The sequence below is a fragment of the Legionella cardiaca genome (assembly GCF_029026145.1).
Lineage (GTDB): Bacteria > Pseudomonadota > Gammaproteobacteria > Legionellales > Legionellaceae > Tatlockia > Tatlockia cardiaca.
The window spans coordinates 2,976,548-2,991,975 of sequence record NZ_CP119078.1 but is presented as its reverse complement, the minus strand read 5'-3'; the positions used below and the strand labels follow the sequence as shown (position 1 = coordinate 2,991,975).

Sequence of the window (15,428 nt, the reverse complement as noted above, 5' to 3'; positions counted from 1 at the left end):
GGTATTCTCAATATTTGTAAGCAACATGCAAGGCAACAATCCCACCACTTAAATTATGATAATGGCAATCTTCAAATCCTGCCTTTTCAATCATTGCTTTTAGTGCTTCCTGAGGTGGGTGCATGCGAATTGACTCAGCAAGGTATTGGTAACTGGCAGCATCTTGCGCAAGCAATTGACCTAATTTAGGCAGTATATTAAAAGAATACCAATCATAAATTGGTTTTAATCCAGGGAGGGTAGGACTGGAAAATTCCAAAACCATAATCTTACCGCCCGGTTTACAAACACGATACATAGAACGTAACGCTTCATCTTTATCGGTTACATTACGCAAGCCAAAACCAATAGTGATGCAATGAAAGCTATTATTGGCAAACGGTAAGGTTTGGGCATTGGCTTGTACAAAATTAATATTTTCATATAAGCCCTCATCAAGAAGGCGATCTCGGCCTACAGCAAGCATGGCGGCATTAATATCAGCAAGAATTACTTTTCCCTGAGCGCCTACTTTTTTGCTCAGCAAGCGGGTGAGGTCGCCACTTCCTCCCGCTAAATCAAGTACAAATTGTCCAGCGCGAACTTGACTGATTTCAACTGTAAAACGTTTCCATAGGTGATGAATGCCAAGCGACATGACGTTATTCATCAAATCATAATTTCTGGCAACCGATTTGAAAACATCGCCAACTTTTTTTTCTTTTTCATCCCAGGCAACTGATTCAAAACCAAAATGGGTCGTTTTCTTGTGATTGGTCATTACGCAATGGTGTAAGGTTCAGAAGTTACTTATCTTACCCTATCTAGCGCGGATACCCAATGAAAATGACAAATAGATATGGAAGATAATTTTCTCCACATGTTTAATTTTTGCTTTTTTCTGGCGCGCTTGTAATTATCTTCTATAGCCTGATTAAAAGTGAGGATTTGTCATGATTGCGGTAATGTTCGAAACATTTGTTCCTTTACTAAGTTTATTTATCTTTTTATTGGGGACAGGTTTCTTTTCTACATTATTAGGCCTTAGCATGACGCTTAATCATGCTTCTCCAGTAGCAATTGGTGCAATGACGGGCATTTATTATGCAGGATTGGTGTTGGGTTCTTTTCGTGTGGAACGGTTTATCACACGAGTTGGGCACGTAGCTGCGTATTCTGTTTTTTCTTCATTACTAGCGGTAATTTATTTGTTACATGGTATTTTTTATCATGTAGGGTTATGGCTTTTTTTGCGCCTTATTGCCGGATTTGCAGCGGCAGGATTATTTGTTGTTATAGAAAGTTGGTTATTATGTAAAAGCACTAAGACAAATCGCGGCCAAATACTTTCACTCTATATGATAGCTTTTTATGCTGCTTCAAGCCTGGGACAATTCTTTTTAAATCTTGGTGATTCGCATTCGTTACTGCTTTTTGTGGTTGCATCAATGATGAGTTCTTTATCACTTATCCCTTTATCCATGTCTTATGTGAGTCCGCCTAAATTTGATGAACCTTCAACACTGAGTCTAAACACTTTAATTCATATCTCACCCTCTGGTTTAGCGGGATGTTTAAGTTCGGGATTAATCATGGGCGGACTCTATGCCTTTATGCCTACCTATTTAACGGATTTATTTCATGAGAAGGCAGCAGTAGCCAAGTACATGTTTGCAATTATTTTTGGTGGCATGTTACTGCAATATCCTATAGGTAGGCTCTCTGATCAGGTAGAGCGAGGGACCGTGTTAATTATTCTTGTTACTAGTACCATTGTCGTGTCCATTGCACTAATGATAGGCAAGAGCTCATCCTTATTTTTAAGTTTAATGACCTTATTTGGTGGTTTAACGTTTACTTTATATCCAATTAGTATTAGTCATGCTTGTGATGTACTCAATGAGCAAGATATTGTTGCTGGTACCCAAAGTTTATTACTTGCCTATAGTATTGGGGCTATGGGTGGTCCGTTTATCGCTTCACTTTATTTGCGTAGTCTTGGTTCACCTGGGTTATTTATCTATTTCAGTAGCATTTGTGGTGCAGTTATGCCACTGCTTATTTTATGGAAAGGCCAAAAGGCTAGCTTGATAAAAAAAACATCTTTCTAGGACATGCCTGAATTATAATAATTGTTTTAAACCTTGAAGATAATTTTGTTCATTCGGCACATTATTATCGCGTTGTGCTTGCCATAAACATTCTGCCAAGCGCTCCATCATCAGATGTTCTACAAGTATTTGCTCGCCATATTTTTTTAATAACGCCTGGTAGATTTTGCTAATACCAGCAGGTCTGTTTGTGCTGACTTGATCACGAATAGCTAAATGTAAACCCATATGTAAAAAAGGATTGGTTTGTCCCATTTCTGGAAAATAACTTTGTTCTATTTGTTTGGGTGTCTCCAATAAAGCATGGTATTCAGGATGAGCGATAATCACATCAACAATTTGCTGCTCAAGAGGTAATAGTGGTTGCTTTTGACGATATTTTTGCCAACTGGAGAAGAAAAGTTGGCGTGTATCCTGAATATTGTCACCGTAAAACATAATAAACCTAGGTTATAAGTTAATGCTGGAGTCTAGCGCAAGAATAGAGCAACAACAATCTCAAAGTTAATTGGATGGTCCTGATACCATCGCATCCTTTCTTGTGGAGCACGCCCAACTCGATACTGGGTATAAATTTTGCTTGCGTTAAAACACTAAAAATAATGAATACTATAAGAGGGATAGACATGCGCGTACTGATTGTCGGTGCTGGAATTGCCGGGCTTACTTTGGCAGCGCTACTTAAACAGCGAGCAATCCCTTGTGAAGTTATTGAACGACAGGCAGATCTATCTCATGCTGGTTATATGTTAGGTATTTATCCTTTAGGGAGCAAAGTTCTCTACGGATTAGGTCTTATGGAGAGCTTTATAGAGTCTACAGCCTCTAGCGACAATTATGTAATGGCAAATCCTGAAAATGAAATCATTCAAAAATTACCCTTTCATGAATTATTTCTGACCTATGGTCCTTATCGTTGTTGCTCTCGGGGGGTATTGCTCCAGGTGCTACTTAAAGGTTGCCAAGGAATTCCCATCCGTTTTAATACAACGCTTGAGTCAATTTCTCTTGATAAGGATATGGTAAAAGTTAAATTTAATGACGGGAGTAAAGGAGAATATGATTTGCTTGTCGGTGCTGACGGCATGCATTCCAGCGTACGTAAACTTGCGTTTAATAAAGACGAGTATAGTTATCATGAAACAGGTTGGGGCGGTTGGGTTTGGTGGAGTGATGACCCAAAGCTTGAGGAAAATATAATTAAAGAATTTTGGGGCGAAGGTGTTTTTTTTGGTATTTATCCAACGGAGAAGAAATTTGGCGTTATTGCAGCAGGACCCATGGATAAGAAAAAAATCAATGTTTATCCTGGTCGTGCAGATGATATTAAAAAACAGTTTCCAGAGCTTGTTAAAGTTTATCCCACGTTATTTTCGCAAATCCCTCATGACGATGATGAAAGTTTTTTCTATTGGCCTTTATCCGATGTAACCTCAAAGCATTGGTATAAAGATCGAGTCGTGTTGGTAGGAGATGCGGCAGTGGGATTTCTTCCTACAGCAGGTATAGGCGCATCGATGGCTATGGAATCAGCAGCGGTACTTGCCGACGAATTATCTCGAACAGACAAACATTATCTTGATTGGGCTTTATCCTTATACCAAAAAAGCCGGCAGCAACGGGTTGAAAAAATGCAAAAAGATTCTCGCCAATTAGCAAAATTTATGTTCGTTAAATCGCCTTTCTGGGCAAAACTTAGAAATAAATTATTGCATTTTTATTCTATAAAAAGTCTTGCTAAGAGCATTGATAAAAGTTTTCAGGAGCCCATATAAGTAGCACTCTCTGCAGGTAAATAATCGCATTATGCGTTTAAATATTGACAATCTTCTATGGTATATGAGATATTCCCGCTGCGAGGTTGGACTTGCTATGTGTCATTCCACTGGGTCAATTGGCGACACACTGATTGGCCCTTTCTATTCTTCCTGCGTTAAATAATTTTAAATCTTGCTTTTTTTCTGCCATACGTTAAAGATATTATGCAAATTTCAATGGAGTTGAAAAAATGTATAGATTATTTTTCGGCAGCAATGAAGCCACCCCTGCTCTTGAATTAGATACTTCTGCAGCGTTCGATTACCAAAACTCTAAACATGTGGATGTCATTAAAAATCGCATAGCGCGCTTTAAACAAGCACAAGCGGCCTTGTACAATTTTGATAACAAAATTCTTACTGGATTAACTGTCGGTACAGTTTGCTGGTTGGGAGCGGCTGTTCCTATCCCTTTTTTGCCGACCATTACCATTTCCCTCGGAGGATTTTCTTACGCCTCTTATCAGTTAGGTCGACGTCCGCAATCCGGTCTTGTTGAACCTTATCGTAATGCGCTGACTGAGTTGATTGAAGTTTATAAATGGTCTATGAGTAACAAAAAGAATACCTGGTATAAGCTGGGGGTGCCTGCAATACAAGATTTGATTCTGACATTAGGTCCATGGGTCAACCAAGATACTATTACAGTCTGGAGTGACGAGGATTTGGCACCTGGAAAATTTACTTCACGAGGATTAGAACCTTCAGATGAATTCAAAGCGAAATTAAAGGAATTCGAAACAGGCGTGCAAACTAAAAATATTTGGTATTCTGTGTATGGTCAAAATGGTCAAGATGATTTAGTCGTTGCAGCCAGTGCCTACCTCAAAGAAATCACCATAGAAGTTGCTAAAAAATGCGCACCTGAAGCAATGACAACAATGTTAAAGAGAAATAGCTAAGATTCTTAGTAGTTATACGCTAGCTTAAGACTTAAAAACAACATCAAAATGCCGCTGGCAAACTCTATGCGTCGCCAAACGGTGGCGCGTGAGAGAATCTCTGAAAAATAATGCGTCGTAAAGGTTAGGGAGGAAAACCAAAACAGGCTAGAGGTGATTACGCCGAATAAAAAGGCTTGTTGATGCTCTGGAAATTGGCTACTACCGCCACCAATAATGACCAAACTATCAATAATTGCATGAGGATTAAGAAGACTAAATCCCAGCGCTAACATAATAATTTGCCACCGATTGGCAGGCTCCTGAGACGGCTCAGCAGATTTCCTTTCTGGTTTGCTTAAAGCACGTTTTAAAGCCTGTGAACCATAATAAAAAAGGAAGGCAACGCCAAACCAGGTAATCCATATTTGCAAGGTTGGGTGGAGTTCAAGCACATGATGAAGTCCTGCAACACTTGCGCAAACCAAAACAATATCACAACAAAAGCAAATTGCGGCTGAAAGTATGGCATGTCGGCGTAGCGCACCTTGACGGATTAAAAATACATTTTGAGGACCCAAGGCGGTGATTAAAGAGAGTCCTAACATTAAGCCGTTCAGATATACCAGCATAATAATTCTTTTTTGTGTGCAAAAGTGTGGCAATTATCAACGATTTTTCACTATAATTAAAATTAATAATTTTTATGATTGATAAATTTTACTTATGAGAATAGAGCAGCGTGGTTTGCAGGCATTGGATGCAGTTATTCAAACACAGAGTTTTGCAGAAGCAGCCAAACTGTTATTTATTACACAACCTGCTGTAACGCAGAGGATTAAACAATTGGAGACGCAATTTGGTCAACCTTTGCTCATTCGTAGTTTGCCTTATCATGCAACACCGCTGGGTGAAAAATTATTAAGTTTATTAAGACGTACGCGCATATTAGAAGAGCATCTATTGCAAGAGATTCATAAAGAATTGCCGGCACGTCTTTCTGTGGCACTAAATCGTGATAGTCTGGAAACTTGGTTCACACGTTTACTGAGTGAATTAGAACTACTTGAAAAAATTAATATTGATATTATTACCGACGATCAAGAGGTTACTATTGATTATTTCCGTAAGGGCTCTGTTTCTGCTTGTGTAACTACTTATGATCGAGCTTTGCCCGGATGCGAGTGTACATTATTGGGGCACATGAATTATCTACTGGTCGCTGCTCCTCATTTTATCGAACGCCATTTTAAAAATAAAAAAACATTAGCAGAAAATTTAGCCAACGCTCCTGTTATTGTTTTTGACAATCGTGACAAATTACCTGAACAATTTTTTAATTATTTTTTTAATAAACCTTTAGTGCTTCGCCGTTATCACAGTGTGCCGTCGGTCAAAGCTTATAAACAATTTGCTTTACATGGTTATGGTTATGGATGGGTGCCCAGTTTAGACATTGTTAATGAACTGGCAAATGGAGAATTACAGGAAATTGCGCCTGATAAACGCTGGTTAATGCCCCTATACTGGCATTATTGGCAGTTGCCTGCAAAGCAATACCGACAGTTTATTAAAAAGATAGAGCAAGGGGCTAAGCGTTTTTTAACCTAATCTATAGTTATTGTAAGCAAGAAAATAGCCTAAGCTAATTGCACTTCAATAGTCCCTGCGGTAATTCGCGTCGGATAAATTTTTAGTTCTTTAGATTTGACTACCTTACCTAATAAACTACCTACAGCTTTAGGCCAAGGTGACCAGCACTTAACTTCTCCTGTTTTTAAATCAAATTCACTTTTATGAAAAGGACAAATAATGGCACAATCATCATTGATTTTGCCTTTACTAAGCGGTAATTTAAAATGAGGGCATTGTGCCTGCACAGCGTGGACTTGTTCCTTGTGCCATATAAATAAAATCTTATGGTTATCGATGACCACGGTTTCGCGTTCTGCTTGTTTAAGTTGCTCAAGTGCGATTGCTGTTTTCCACTCCATAAGATTCCCTTGATTTGTATTTGAAATGCGCATAATAACAGCGCTAATTTAGGTTGTCAGCCAACTACATGGCATTTTTAGTAAAACTCTTAGTGATCAACGTTGCAAGTTGCGTAAGGAGGGGTATAAAATGCCGAAATTATTTTTCCTGCCAGTCATTACCTTAATGGTAATAAGTTTAAAGGAGGGAGCGTGGGCTCTTTGTTGAAAAAAAACGCAATTATTGCCTCTTTTTTGGTGACCTGCAGTATATTGTCAGGTTCTTTATATGCAGCAAGTAAGACAGATACTGCGCAAAAACCTAAGGCTACCGAGCAATCAAAGGCCGTTTCGACTTCAAAGACTAGTCCTGATGCCAATGCGACTTCGAATACCCAGGTATCACCTGAAGCAGCACCTGCTAATACAAAACCTGATGCGCAGGCTTCTCAGCCATCTGCGACAGCCACGCCTGCAACGAACAATGCAACAACGCAGCCTGTTGTTACGGCAAATCCTAAGCCTACTTCGCAGACTCTAGGTGCTGTAGATGAGCGAAACAGACCGGTAGAGCCGCTCATTGATGGGTACTATCCACCTTATCCTGCAACGACACCAGCGACCGGTGCGCAGGCAGAATTAATTGCTCGTGGTGAATATTTAGCAAAAATGGGTGACTGTATTGCTTGTCACACTGATGTGAAAGGTGGAACACCTGCCTATGCTGGTGGTTTACCTATTAATACCCCTTTTGGTACTTTTTATAGTCCTAACATTACGCCCGATAAAGAAACTGGCATTGGGAAATGGACAGAGGAAGATTTTATTCGTGCTTTAAAAGAGGGACGTGATCCACAGGGTCGAAATTATTTTCCCGTGTTCCCTTATATTTATTTTTCTAAAATTACTGATGATGATGCACGTGCTCTGTATGCTTACTTCATGAGCATTCCACCTGTTAAGCAAAAAAATAAATCATTACCATTTCCATTTAATGTTCCAGGTTCGCGCCTTGCTCTGTGGGGATGGAATATATTGTTCTTCTTCCCTGAAGATAATGCAATCGAATATAACGCTGAGCGCTCTCCCTCATGGAATCGTGGTAAATATATTGTCGATAGTTTAGGCCACTGCAGTATGTGTCATACACCACTCAATATATTTGGTGCACCTAAAGATCGCTTTTACTTGACTGGTACCTTCATAGATGGTTATTGGGCACCGAATATTACAAAATACGGATTACGTTCTGTAAGCCGCTATGAAGTTGCGGATGTTTTTGCCCAAGGACAACTTATTAATAGAGCCGGTCCCGTTGCCGGGCCAATGGCTGAAGTAAATCATAATAGCCTAAGCTACCTCACAGAAGAAGATAGACTTGCTATTGCCACTTATTTAAAGACGGTAACTTCCGATGAGCCTTTAGGTGTACCGGCATCGGAAAGTCAGCCTACCATTAAGCGCGGAAAACAGGTCTATGTTAATTCATGCATCATCTGTCATCAACGAGGTGAAATGTCTGCCCCCGTTATTGGTAATAGTGCCAATTGGTATATGCGCTTAAAGAGTAGAGGTTTAACAGGACTTTATCGTCATGCGATTAATGGTTATAACAGCATGCCGGTTAAAGGTGCTTGTGTAACTTGTTCCGATAACGATGTGATGGCTGCTGTTGACTACATTTTAAATGCCTCTTTATCTCGTTCCCAATGGCAAGATGTAGCAACTGGTGGTGCTGCAAAATACCCGGCAAACGGACAAGAAATTTATAATGAAAACTGCAGCATGTGCCATAACGAAGGTAAACAGGGTGCACCTAAAATTGGAGATAAAGCAGTTTGGGAACCCATAATTGAAAAAAATATTGATGTTTTAGTCGAAAACACAATAAGAGGTGGATATCATCCAAAAAATGGAGGTTGTAAAGAATGCACCACAGGTGAGATTCTTGAGGCAATTAAGTACATGGTGAGCCAATCAAAAACAGAAGGTAATTATTCACTGTGGTAATAAATTCTAAACCTAAATTCATTGGAAATTAATTGATGATCCGTCAAGGTTATTAAATAAAAAATTAGTTTTGTATTCGCAAAACTGATTTTTAAAAAACCTGACTATTTAAAGAGGTGATATGGGGATGCTAAAAGGGCTTAAGCTGAATAAGGTGCTTGCCGCCGCAATTGGCCTGGGATTAAACCAGGTTGCCATGGCTGCAGCAGATAAGTGGCAAATGAATATGTATAAAGGGGTAACTCCCTTGAGTAAAGACATGTATGACTTACATATGATTGCAATGGTTATCTGCGCTATTATTGGTATTGTCGTTTTTGGTGTGATGATTTATTCGTTAATACATCACCGCAAGTCAAAAGGATACAAGCCAGCCAGTTTCCACGACAATACACGTGTAGAAATTCTGTGGTCTATCATTCCATTTTTAATCCTCGTTGGTCTGGCCATTCCAGCAACTAAGGTTCTTATGAATCTGGAAGATAGCAGTGATTCTGATGTCACCATTAAAGTTGTTGGCTATCAGTGGAAATGGCAATATCAATACCTTGATCAGGGCATTAGCTTTTTTAGTAACTTATCAACGCCCTACGAGCAGATTCAAAATCAAAAACCAAAAGGGCAATGGTATTTGCTGGAAGTTGATAAGCCTGTCGTTGTTCCCATAAATAAAAAAATCCGCTTCCTGGTGACATCTAATGATGTTATTCATTCCTGGTGGGTCCCTGAGATTGGCGTAAAGCGTGATGCTATGCCAGGATTCATGCATGAAGCTTGGGCGAGAATAGAAAAACCTGGTGTTTATCGTGGGCAATGTGCTGAACTGTGCGGATTGAATCACGGTTTTATGCCAATCGTTGTTAAAGCTGTGAGCGATGAAGAATTTGAGCAATGGGTCTCTCAGCAAGCGAAAGCTAGAGATCAGTATGCTGAAACGTCTGCTCAACCAGAAGCGCAAGCCAAAATGACCCGTGAAGAGCTCATTAATTTAGGTAAGCAAAAGTATGATCAAATTTGTGCGGCTTGTCATCGAGCTGACGGTAAAGGTTTACCTCCGATGTATCCTCCGCTAAAAGGCAGTTCCGTTGCGGTAGGAAAACCTATTTCACGGCATATCAATATTATTCTGAATGGCGTACCTGGTTCTGCTATGCAGGCATTCAAAGATCAACTTACGGATACTGAAATCGCGGCTATTGCGACCTATGAGCGTAATGCCTGGGAAAATAATACAAATGATGAAATACAGCCGGCTGACGTTGCAAAAGTACGTCAAGGCGACAATCAAGCACCGACAATGGTGAACAAAGCTAAAGCTGGAGGTTTACGATGAGCCAAGTGTTAACTCACGATCTTGATCATGAGGATCATGGTCCCGAACAAGGCAAAGGAATTATTGGTTTTATAAAGCGCTGGTTATTCACTACCAACCATAAAGATATTGGTACTTTATATTTGTGGTTAGCACTAATAAGCTTTTTTGTTGCTGGTTCCATGGCATTGGTTATCCGGGCAGAACTTTTTCAGCCTGGGCATCGCTTCGTTGACCCCAATTTTTTCAATCAAATGACAACGTTGCATGGTTTAATCATGCTTTTCGGGGTAGTTATGCCCGCTTTTACAGGAATGGCTAACTGGCAAATCCCCATGATGATTGGGGCTCCAGATATGGCTTTGCCACGTTTAAATAACTGGAGTTTTTGGATACTACCTTTTGCCTTTGCCCTATTAGGATCCACTATGTTTCATAGTGGTGGTGGCCCTAACTTTGGTTGGACCATGTATGCACCATTATCAACTAAATTTGCACCGCCTAGTACTGATTTTATGATATTTGCCATTCACATGATGGGTATTTCATCCATTATGGGTTCTATCAATATTATCGCCACTATTCTTAACATGCGGGCTCCTGGCATGACATTAATGAAAATGCCTATGTTCGTTTGGACATGGTTAATCACTGCATTTTTGTTGATTGCTATCATGCCTGTGCTTGCAGGTGCCGTAACCATGATGCTTGCTGATAGACATTTTGGCACAAGCTTTTTTACGGCTGCAGGAGGGGGTGATCCAGTATTGTTCCAGCATGTATTCTGGTTCTTCGGTCATCCTGAAGTGTATGTTTTGGTTCTACCTGCATTTGGAGTTATTTCTGAAATTATTCCAACCTTCAGCCGCAAACCACTTTTTGGTTATCACTTCATGGTATACGCAACCGCAAGTATTGCTTTCCTGTCATTTATTGTTTGGGCTCATCACATGTTTACTACAGGAATACCTTTAGGTGGTGAACTATTTTTTATGTATACTACCATGCTTATTGCGGTACCGACGGGAGTAAAAGTATTCAACTGGGTTAGTACGATGTTTAAAGGTGCTATGACTTTTGAAACCCCAATGCTTTTTGCAGTTGCTTTCGTATTTTTATTTACGATTGGAGGTTTTACAGGATTAATGCTTGCATTGGTGCCTGCTGACTACCAATACCAGGATACCTATTTTGTTGTGGGCCATTTCCATTATGTACTAGTGCCCGGCGTGATTTTTGCTCTACAAGCTGCAACCTACTATTGGTTACCTAAGTGGACAGGGCATATGTATAACGAGCGCCTAGGAAAATGGCATTTCTGGTTATCCGTTATTTCAGTGAATGTGACCTTCTTCCCAATGCATTTTCTTGGTCTAGCTGGTATGCCACGACGTATCCCCGATTACGCTTTACAATTTACTAATTTCAACGTGATTGTTTCTATTGGGGCCTTTATATTTGGGTTATCACAGTTGTTATTCCTCTATAATGTGATTGCTACCGTACGTGGAGGCAAAAAAGTTAATGCGCAAGTTTGGGAAGGAGCGCATGGTTTGGAGTGGACTCTACCTTCACCACCGCCCTATCACAGCTTTACAACACCACCTGAAATTCATTAATAAATAGAGAAGCATCAGACCTGGGTTTGATGCTTCATGGTATGTTTGCTAGAGCATTTTTTAAAATGACAGTTTTTGAGATTGCGAGGTAAGATGGCTCAGAAAAGTCATGCAAAATTGATTATAACATTGGCAGTGCTTGTTATTGGGATGTTTGCCTTTGGTTTTGCTTTGGTACCTATTTATAATAGTCTTTGTAAAGCATTGGGAATTAATGGCAAGGTAACTTTGGAGGCAACGTCTTATGATGCCAGCAAGGCCAAAATCGCACTTGACAGAGAAATTACCGTTGAGTTTGTGGCCACAAATAATGGCAGTGTACCTTGGGCTTTTTACCCAAAGATAACAAAAATAAAGGTTCATCCAGGTGAAATTGCTAAACTGGCGTTTTATGCAGAAAATAAAACAAATCATCGTATGACAGTTCAAGCTATACCTAGTGTAACACCAGGCATTGCTGCCAAATATTTGAAAAAAACGGAGTGTTTCTGTTTTACACAGCAAACGCTAAATGGACATGAAGCGATGGATATGCCGTTGTTATTCCATCTGGATACGGATTTACCGGCCAATGTTAGAACCATTACCTTGGCTTACACGCTTTTTGATGTAACGGATAAAATAATTAATTAAACCGACTACAATTTCAACCGTTGTCGGATCAAAAGATAAAATAGGAGAATTGTATACAATGGGAGCACATGGCACTTATTATGTACCCAAACCCAGCCATTGGCCTTTGGTTGGTTCAATTGGTCTAACCACAACTCTGGTTGGTGCTGCATCCTGGTTACACCATGATTGGTATGGGCCATACATCTTTACCATTGGCCTTGGCATTTTAGTATTTATGATGTTTGGTTGGTTTGGCCAGGTAATTTATGAAAATCAAAAAGGCCTCTACGATCTGCAGGTAGATCGTTCATTTAGATGGGGAATGTGCTGGTTTATATTTTCTGAAGTGTGTTTTTTCGCTGCTTTCTTTGGTGCTCTTTTCTTTACTCGGTTTTGGTCCTTACCCATGCTTGGAGGAGAGATACACCCAATTACTCATATTACTTTATGGAATGATTTTCAAAGCCGATGGCCTTTACTAATTAACCCCGACAATCAGGTTTTTGTTGGCGCATTGGAAGGTATGAAAGCTTGGGGCTTGGCTGCTGTTAACACGCTTATTTTATTAACTTCGGGTGTTACTATTACCTGGGCACACTGGGCTTTAAAGCTTAACAAACGCAGACAGCTTATTGTCGGAATGATTCTTACTATAGCCTTGGGTATACTCTTCCTGGCTTTACAATCCTATGAATACCACGAAGCTTACACTGAGATGAATCTGACCCTGGATGCTGGTATTTATGGTACAACTTTTTTCATGCTAACAGGATTCCATGGATTGCATGTGACTATTGGTACCATCATGCTAATTGTTATTCTGATTCGCTGTATACGCGGCCATTTTACGCCAGAACGACACTTTGGTTTCGAAGCTGTTGCGTGGTATTGGCACTTTGTGGATGTGGTATGGCTATTCTTATTTATCTTCGTATATTGGCTTTAAAATAAGATCGCTAATATCTAGTCATTTTGGTATCAGGGCTAGAAGAGTCTTGATACCCTTCACACTTTCAAAAGCATTTAATTTTTCTAGTGCCAACTGGCTTTACAGCTGTTTATTAACTAACAAGCCGGGCTGATATTTGATTGCATTAATAGTTAACCTATAGGTAAAGCGGTAGTTAAGGAAATTAACGTGAGTGATAATTGCTTCACCATGAAAAAACTGCGCGCTAAAAATAACGGGGCTGTCTTTATCAAGGTATTCGGTACTACTTAGCTGCATCTCTGTATCTGTAAGTTCCACCAATAAACAGGATGCATGGGTATGTCCACATTTTAATTTGACGACCACGGGTTGCACAGGTTGAATTTGCATAGGTCATCTCCGCCATATTTTCTTATATCGGCAAAAATGATCAAAACTTGAGCTTCAAAATTGTTAATTAATAATAGAGCCTAACTCTTCCCGTTCATCCAGAATCTTTTAATTATTTAAATCAAGCGTCAGTGGCGCTTAGACTGACTAATTCTTCAATGACTGCCTGTAGAGTTTGCTGGTTATCGTAATGGATCACCAAAGTACCTTTGCCTGCCTTTCCTTGCTTAATTTTTACTGTCGTTTTTAACTGTTTTGCAAGGCAATGAAGTTGTCTTTGTAAGAGAAGGTTAACTTCAGCTTTAGGTAATTGTTCCGTTTTGTCGGCTTTGACTCGAGCCACTAGTTTTTCGGTTTCACGAACTGATAAATTTTTCGCAATAATAAGTCGGGCAACCTGTGCTTGTTGAGCTTCATCGAGCATAAGAAGTGCACGAGCATGTCCCATATCCAGATCGCCGTGCTCCAATAAGCGTCTAACTTCAGTTGTTAAGCTGAGTAAGCGTAAATAATTACTAACAGCTGCGCGTGATTTGCACAGCAAATCGGCAACTTGTTGGTGCGTGAGACCAAATTCGCTAGTAAGTCGGTGCATGGCGCGCGCTTGATCCATGGCATTTAAATCTTCGCGTTGCAAATTTTCTACTAATGCGATGGCCATCGCCGTTTCATCGTCAACCTGGCGAAGAATAACAGGAACCTCTGTTAGACCGGCTAATTGGCAGGCGCGCCAACGGCGTTCGCCGGCAATAATTTCGTAGCGACCCGTAGCAATTTCTCGCACAACTAAAGGTTGTAATAAGCCTTGTTGTTTTATAGAGGCGGCAAGTTCAGCAAGTGGCGCCTCTTCAATTTCCCCTCGCGGTTGGTATTTTCCTGGCTGTAGACAATCAATTCCCAGCTTAAGAGTTTCTGTCGTTGGTTTTTCAATAAGCACGGCACTACCGCTATTGCCTAATAAGGCAGATAAATTACGGCCAAGACCACGAGTTTTAACTGTCATAAATTACCTCAATTTTAAACGGTGATGGCTTGCTTACTGATAACTTCAGCGGCTAAAACCATATAAGCTGCCGCACCTGGCGAAGTTTTATCATATTGCAATGCTGGCATGCCGTGGCTGGGGGCTTCGGCCAAACGTATATTTCGCGGTATCACCGTGCGATAAACTTTATTACTAAAATGTTCAAGCAACTGCTTTGACACTTCTGAACATAAGCGATTGCGAGCATCGTACATAGTGCGTAGTAAACCTTCAATGTGTAAGCGAGGATTTACGCTGGCTCTTACTTGTTCAATCGTGCTGGTAAGGGCAGCCAAACCTTCAAGCGCATAATATTCACATTGCATGGGGATTAAAACAGAATCGGCAGCAACGAGTGCATTAATAGTCAGGGTATTTAATGCTGGAGGACAATCAATAAGAATAAAATCATAAGCACTTTGGATTGACTGCAGTGCTTTAAAAAGAAAAGTTTCTCGATGATTTCTTTCCATCAGACTAACTTCAGCAACTGTTAAGTCACCATTGGCTGGAATAAGATCAAAGCCACAGGTTGTTGTTAAGCAGGCTTGCTCAGCTAAACAATCACGCAATAATACATCATTCGTTGTATGAACCAAGGCATTCTTATCAATGCCTGACCCCATTGTTGCATTCCCCTGTGGATCGAGATCGATAAGTAAAACAGGATGGCGATTAGCCGCGATAGATGCTGCTAGATTAATTGCTGTTGTTGTTTTACCCACGCCTCCTTTTTGGTTGGCAATGGCGATAACTTTTGCCATGG

Annotated in this window: 16 protein-coding genes; 9 read left to right on the top strand and 7 right to left on the bottom strand. The window is 40.2% G+C overall.

Translation table 11 applies throughout. From position 1 onward, the window contains the following. Positions 1–7 precede the first annotated feature (7 nt). Positions 8–760 carry a bifunctional demethylmenaquinone methyltransferase/2-methoxy-6-polyprenyl-1,4-benzoquinol methylase UbiE gene (gene ubiE / locus PXX05_RS13045; RefSeq protein ID WP_275088626.1) on the bottom strand — a complete coding sequence of 251 codons (753 nt, stop codon included), beginning with the start codon at positions 758–760 and terminating at the stop codon, positions 8–10. Positions 761–932: 172 nt separating this feature from the next. Here ubiE and PXX05_RS13040 point away from each other — a divergent pair, with 172 nt between their 5' ends. Continuing rightward, positions 933–2,090 carry an MFS transporter gene (locus PXX05_RS13040; RefSeq protein ID WP_275088625.1) on the top strand — a complete coding sequence of 386 codons (1,158 nt, stop codon included), beginning with the start codon at positions 933–935 and terminating at the stop codon, positions 2,088–2,090. A 12-nt stretch (positions 2,091–2,102) separates the two neighbouring features. Here PXX05_RS13040 and PXX05_RS13035 read toward each other — a convergent pair whose 3' ends face one another. Further along, complete coding sequence (locus PXX05_RS13035; protein ID WP_275088624.1) at positions 2,103–2,528, bottom strand: DUF1841 family protein; 426 nt, start codon at positions 2,526–2,528, stop codon at positions 2,103–2,105. 188 nt (positions 2,529–2,716) lie between these two features. Between PXX05_RS13035 and PXX05_RS13030 the strand changes: the two genes are divergently transcribed. Together PXX05_RS13030 and PXX05_RS13025 are read left to right on the top strand one after the other, a co-directional pair. Beyond that, positions 2,717–3,865 (top strand): FAD-dependent oxidoreductase, encoded by a 1,149-nt coding sequence (locus tag PXX05_RS13030; protein ID WP_275088623.1) that lies wholly within the window; start codon positions 2,717–2,719, stop codon positions 3,863–3,865. Between the two features lie 233 nt (positions 3,866–4,098). Further along, positions 4,099–4,809, top strand: coding sequence for a hypothetical protein (locus PXX05_RS13025; RefSeq protein ID WP_275088622.1), 711 nt, complete (start codon positions 4,099–4,101; stop codon positions 4,807–4,809). Between the two features lie 5 nt (positions 4,810–4,814). Here PXX05_RS13025 and PXX05_RS13020 read toward each other — a convergent pair whose 3' ends face one another. After that, positions 4,815–5,420: a LysE/ArgO family amino acid transporter gene (locus PXX05_RS13020; RefSeq protein ID WP_275088621.1), complete on the bottom strand. Its 606-nt coding sequence runs from the start codon at positions 5,418–5,420 to the stop codon at positions 4,815–4,817. 94 nt (positions 5,421–5,514) lie between these two features. Between PXX05_RS13020 and PXX05_RS13015 the strand changes: the two genes are divergently transcribed. Next, positions 5,515–6,399: an ArgP/LysG family DNA-binding transcriptional regulator gene (locus tag PXX05_RS13015; RefSeq protein WP_275088620.1), complete on the top strand. Its 885-nt coding sequence runs from the start codon at positions 5,515–5,517 to the stop codon at positions 6,397–6,399. Between the two features lie 29 nt (positions 6,400–6,428). Here PXX05_RS13015 and PXX05_RS13010 read toward each other — a convergent pair whose 3' ends face one another. Continuing rightward, complete coding sequence (locus PXX05_RS13010; RefSeq protein ID WP_275090522.1) at positions 6,429–6,782, bottom strand: Rieske (2Fe-2S) protein; 354 nt, start codon at positions 6,780–6,782, stop codon at positions 6,429–6,431. Between the two features lie 558 nt (positions 6,783–7,340). Here PXX05_RS13010 and PXX05_RS13005 point away from each other — a divergent pair. From PXX05_RS13005 to PXX05_RS12985, 5 genes are all read left to right on the top strand, one after another. Next, positions 7,341–8,771: a c-type cytochrome gene (locus PXX05_RS13005; RefSeq protein ID WP_275090521.1), complete on the top strand. Its 1,431-nt coding sequence runs from the start codon at positions 7,341–7,343 to the stop codon at positions 8,769–8,771. Between the two features lie 127 nt (positions 8,772–8,898). Continuing rightward, positions 8,899–10,104 (top strand): cytochrome c oxidase subunit II, encoded by a 1,206-nt coding sequence (gene coxB / locus PXX05_RS13000; protein ID WP_275088619.1) that lies wholly within the window; start codon positions 8,899–8,901, stop codon positions 10,102–10,104. Next, on the top strand, positions 10,101–11,702 hold the full coding sequence (gene ctaD, locus PXX05_RS12995; RefSeq protein ID WP_275088618.1) for a cytochrome c oxidase subunit I: 1,602 nt from the start codon (positions 10,101–10,103) through the stop codon (positions 11,700–11,702). The genes coxB and ctaD overlap by 4 nt, the downstream gene beginning before the upstream one ends. A 93-nt stretch (positions 11,703–11,795) precedes the next feature. Further along, positions 11,796–12,335, top strand: a complete 540-nt coding sequence (locus tag PXX05_RS12990) for a cytochrome c oxidase assembly protein (protein ID WP_275088617.1) — start codon at positions 11,796–11,798, stop codon at positions 12,333–12,335. 58 nt (positions 12,336–12,393) lie between these two features. Beyond that, positions 12,394–13,263: a cytochrome c oxidase subunit 3 gene (locus PXX05_RS12985; protein ID WP_275088616.1), complete on the top strand. Its 870-nt coding sequence runs from the start codon at positions 12,394–12,396 to the stop codon at positions 13,261–13,263. Positions 13,264–13,365: 102 nt separating this feature from the next. Here PXX05_RS12985 and PXX05_RS12980 read toward each other — a convergent pair whose 3' ends face one another. From PXX05_RS12980 to PXX05_RS12970, 3 genes are all read right to left on the bottom strand, one after another. Further along, positions 13,366–13,638: a hypothetical protein gene (locus tag PXX05_RS12980; RefSeq protein WP_275088615.1), complete on the bottom strand. Its 273-nt coding sequence runs from the start codon at positions 13,636–13,638 to the stop codon at positions 13,366–13,368. Between the two features lie 121 nt (positions 13,639–13,759). Continuing rightward, entirely contained in the window at positions 13,760–14,641 is an 882-nt protein-coding gene (locus PXX05_RS12975) for a ParB/RepB/Spo0J family partition protein (RefSeq protein ID WP_275088614.1), read from the bottom strand. Positions 14,642–14,655: 14 nt separating this feature from the next. Further along, a complete protein-coding gene (locus PXX05_RS12970) occupies positions 14,656–15,426 on the bottom strand; it encodes a ParA family protein (RefSeq protein ID WP_275088613.1) in 771 nt (256 codons plus the stop codon). Between the last annotated feature and the right edge of the window lie 2 nt (positions 15,427–15,428).

Coding starts and splice junctions, on each gene's coding strand:
- PXX05_RS13035 (WP_275088624.1), bottom strand. CDS start 2,528: ATGTTTTACGGTGACAATATTCAGGATACACGCCAACTTTTCTTCTCC.
- coxB (WP_275088619.1), top strand. CDS start 8,899: ATGCTAAAAGGGCTTAAGCTGAATAAGGTGCTTGCCGCCGCAATTGGC.
- PXX05_RS12985 (WP_275088616.1), top strand. CDS start 12,394: ATGGGAGCACATGGCACTTATTATGTACCCAAACCCAGCCATTGGCCT.
- PXX05_RS12980 (WP_275088615.1), bottom strand. CDS start 13,638: ATGCAAATTCAACCTGTGCAACCCGTGGTCGTCAAATTAAAATGTGGA.
- PXX05_RS13010 (WP_275090522.1), bottom strand. CDS start 6,782: ATGGAGTGGAAAACAGCAATCGCACTTGAGCAACTTAAACAAGCAGAA.
- ubiE (WP_275088626.1), bottom strand. CDS start 760: ATGACCAATCACAAGAAAACGACCCATTTTGGTTTTGAATCAGTTGCC.
- PXX05_RS13040 (WP_275088625.1), top strand. CDS start 933: ATGATTGCGGTAATGTTCGAAACATTTGTTCCTTTACTAAGTTTATTT.
- PXX05_RS13020 (WP_275088621.1), bottom strand. CDS start 5,420: ATGCTGGTATATCTGAACGGCTTAATGTTAGGACTCTCTTTAATCACC.
- PXX05_RS12975 (WP_275088614.1), bottom strand. CDS start 14,641: ATGACAGTTAAAACTCGTGGTCTTGGCCGTAATTTATCTGCCTTATTA.
- ctaD (WP_275088618.1), top strand. CDS start 10,101: ATGAGCCAAGTGTTAACTCACGATCTTGATCATGAGGATCATGGTCCC.
- PXX05_RS12990 (WP_275088617.1), top strand. CDS start 11,796: ATGGCTCAGAAAAGTCATGCAAAATTGATTATAACATTGGCAGTGCTT.
- PXX05_RS13025 (WP_275088622.1), top strand. CDS start 4,099: ATGTATAGATTATTTTTCGGCAGCAATGAAGCCACCCCTGCTCTTGAA.
- PXX05_RS12970 (WP_275088613.1), bottom strand. CDS start 15,426: ATGGCAAAAGTTATCGCCATTGCCAACCAAAAAGGAGGCGTGGGTAAA.
- PXX05_RS13015 (WP_275088620.1), top strand. CDS start 5,515: ATGAGAATAGAGCAGCGTGGTTTGCAGGCATTGGATGCAGTTATTCAA.
- PXX05_RS13030 (WP_275088623.1), top strand. CDS start 2,717: ATGCGCGTACTGATTGTCGGTGCTGGAATTGCCGGGCTTACTTTGGCA.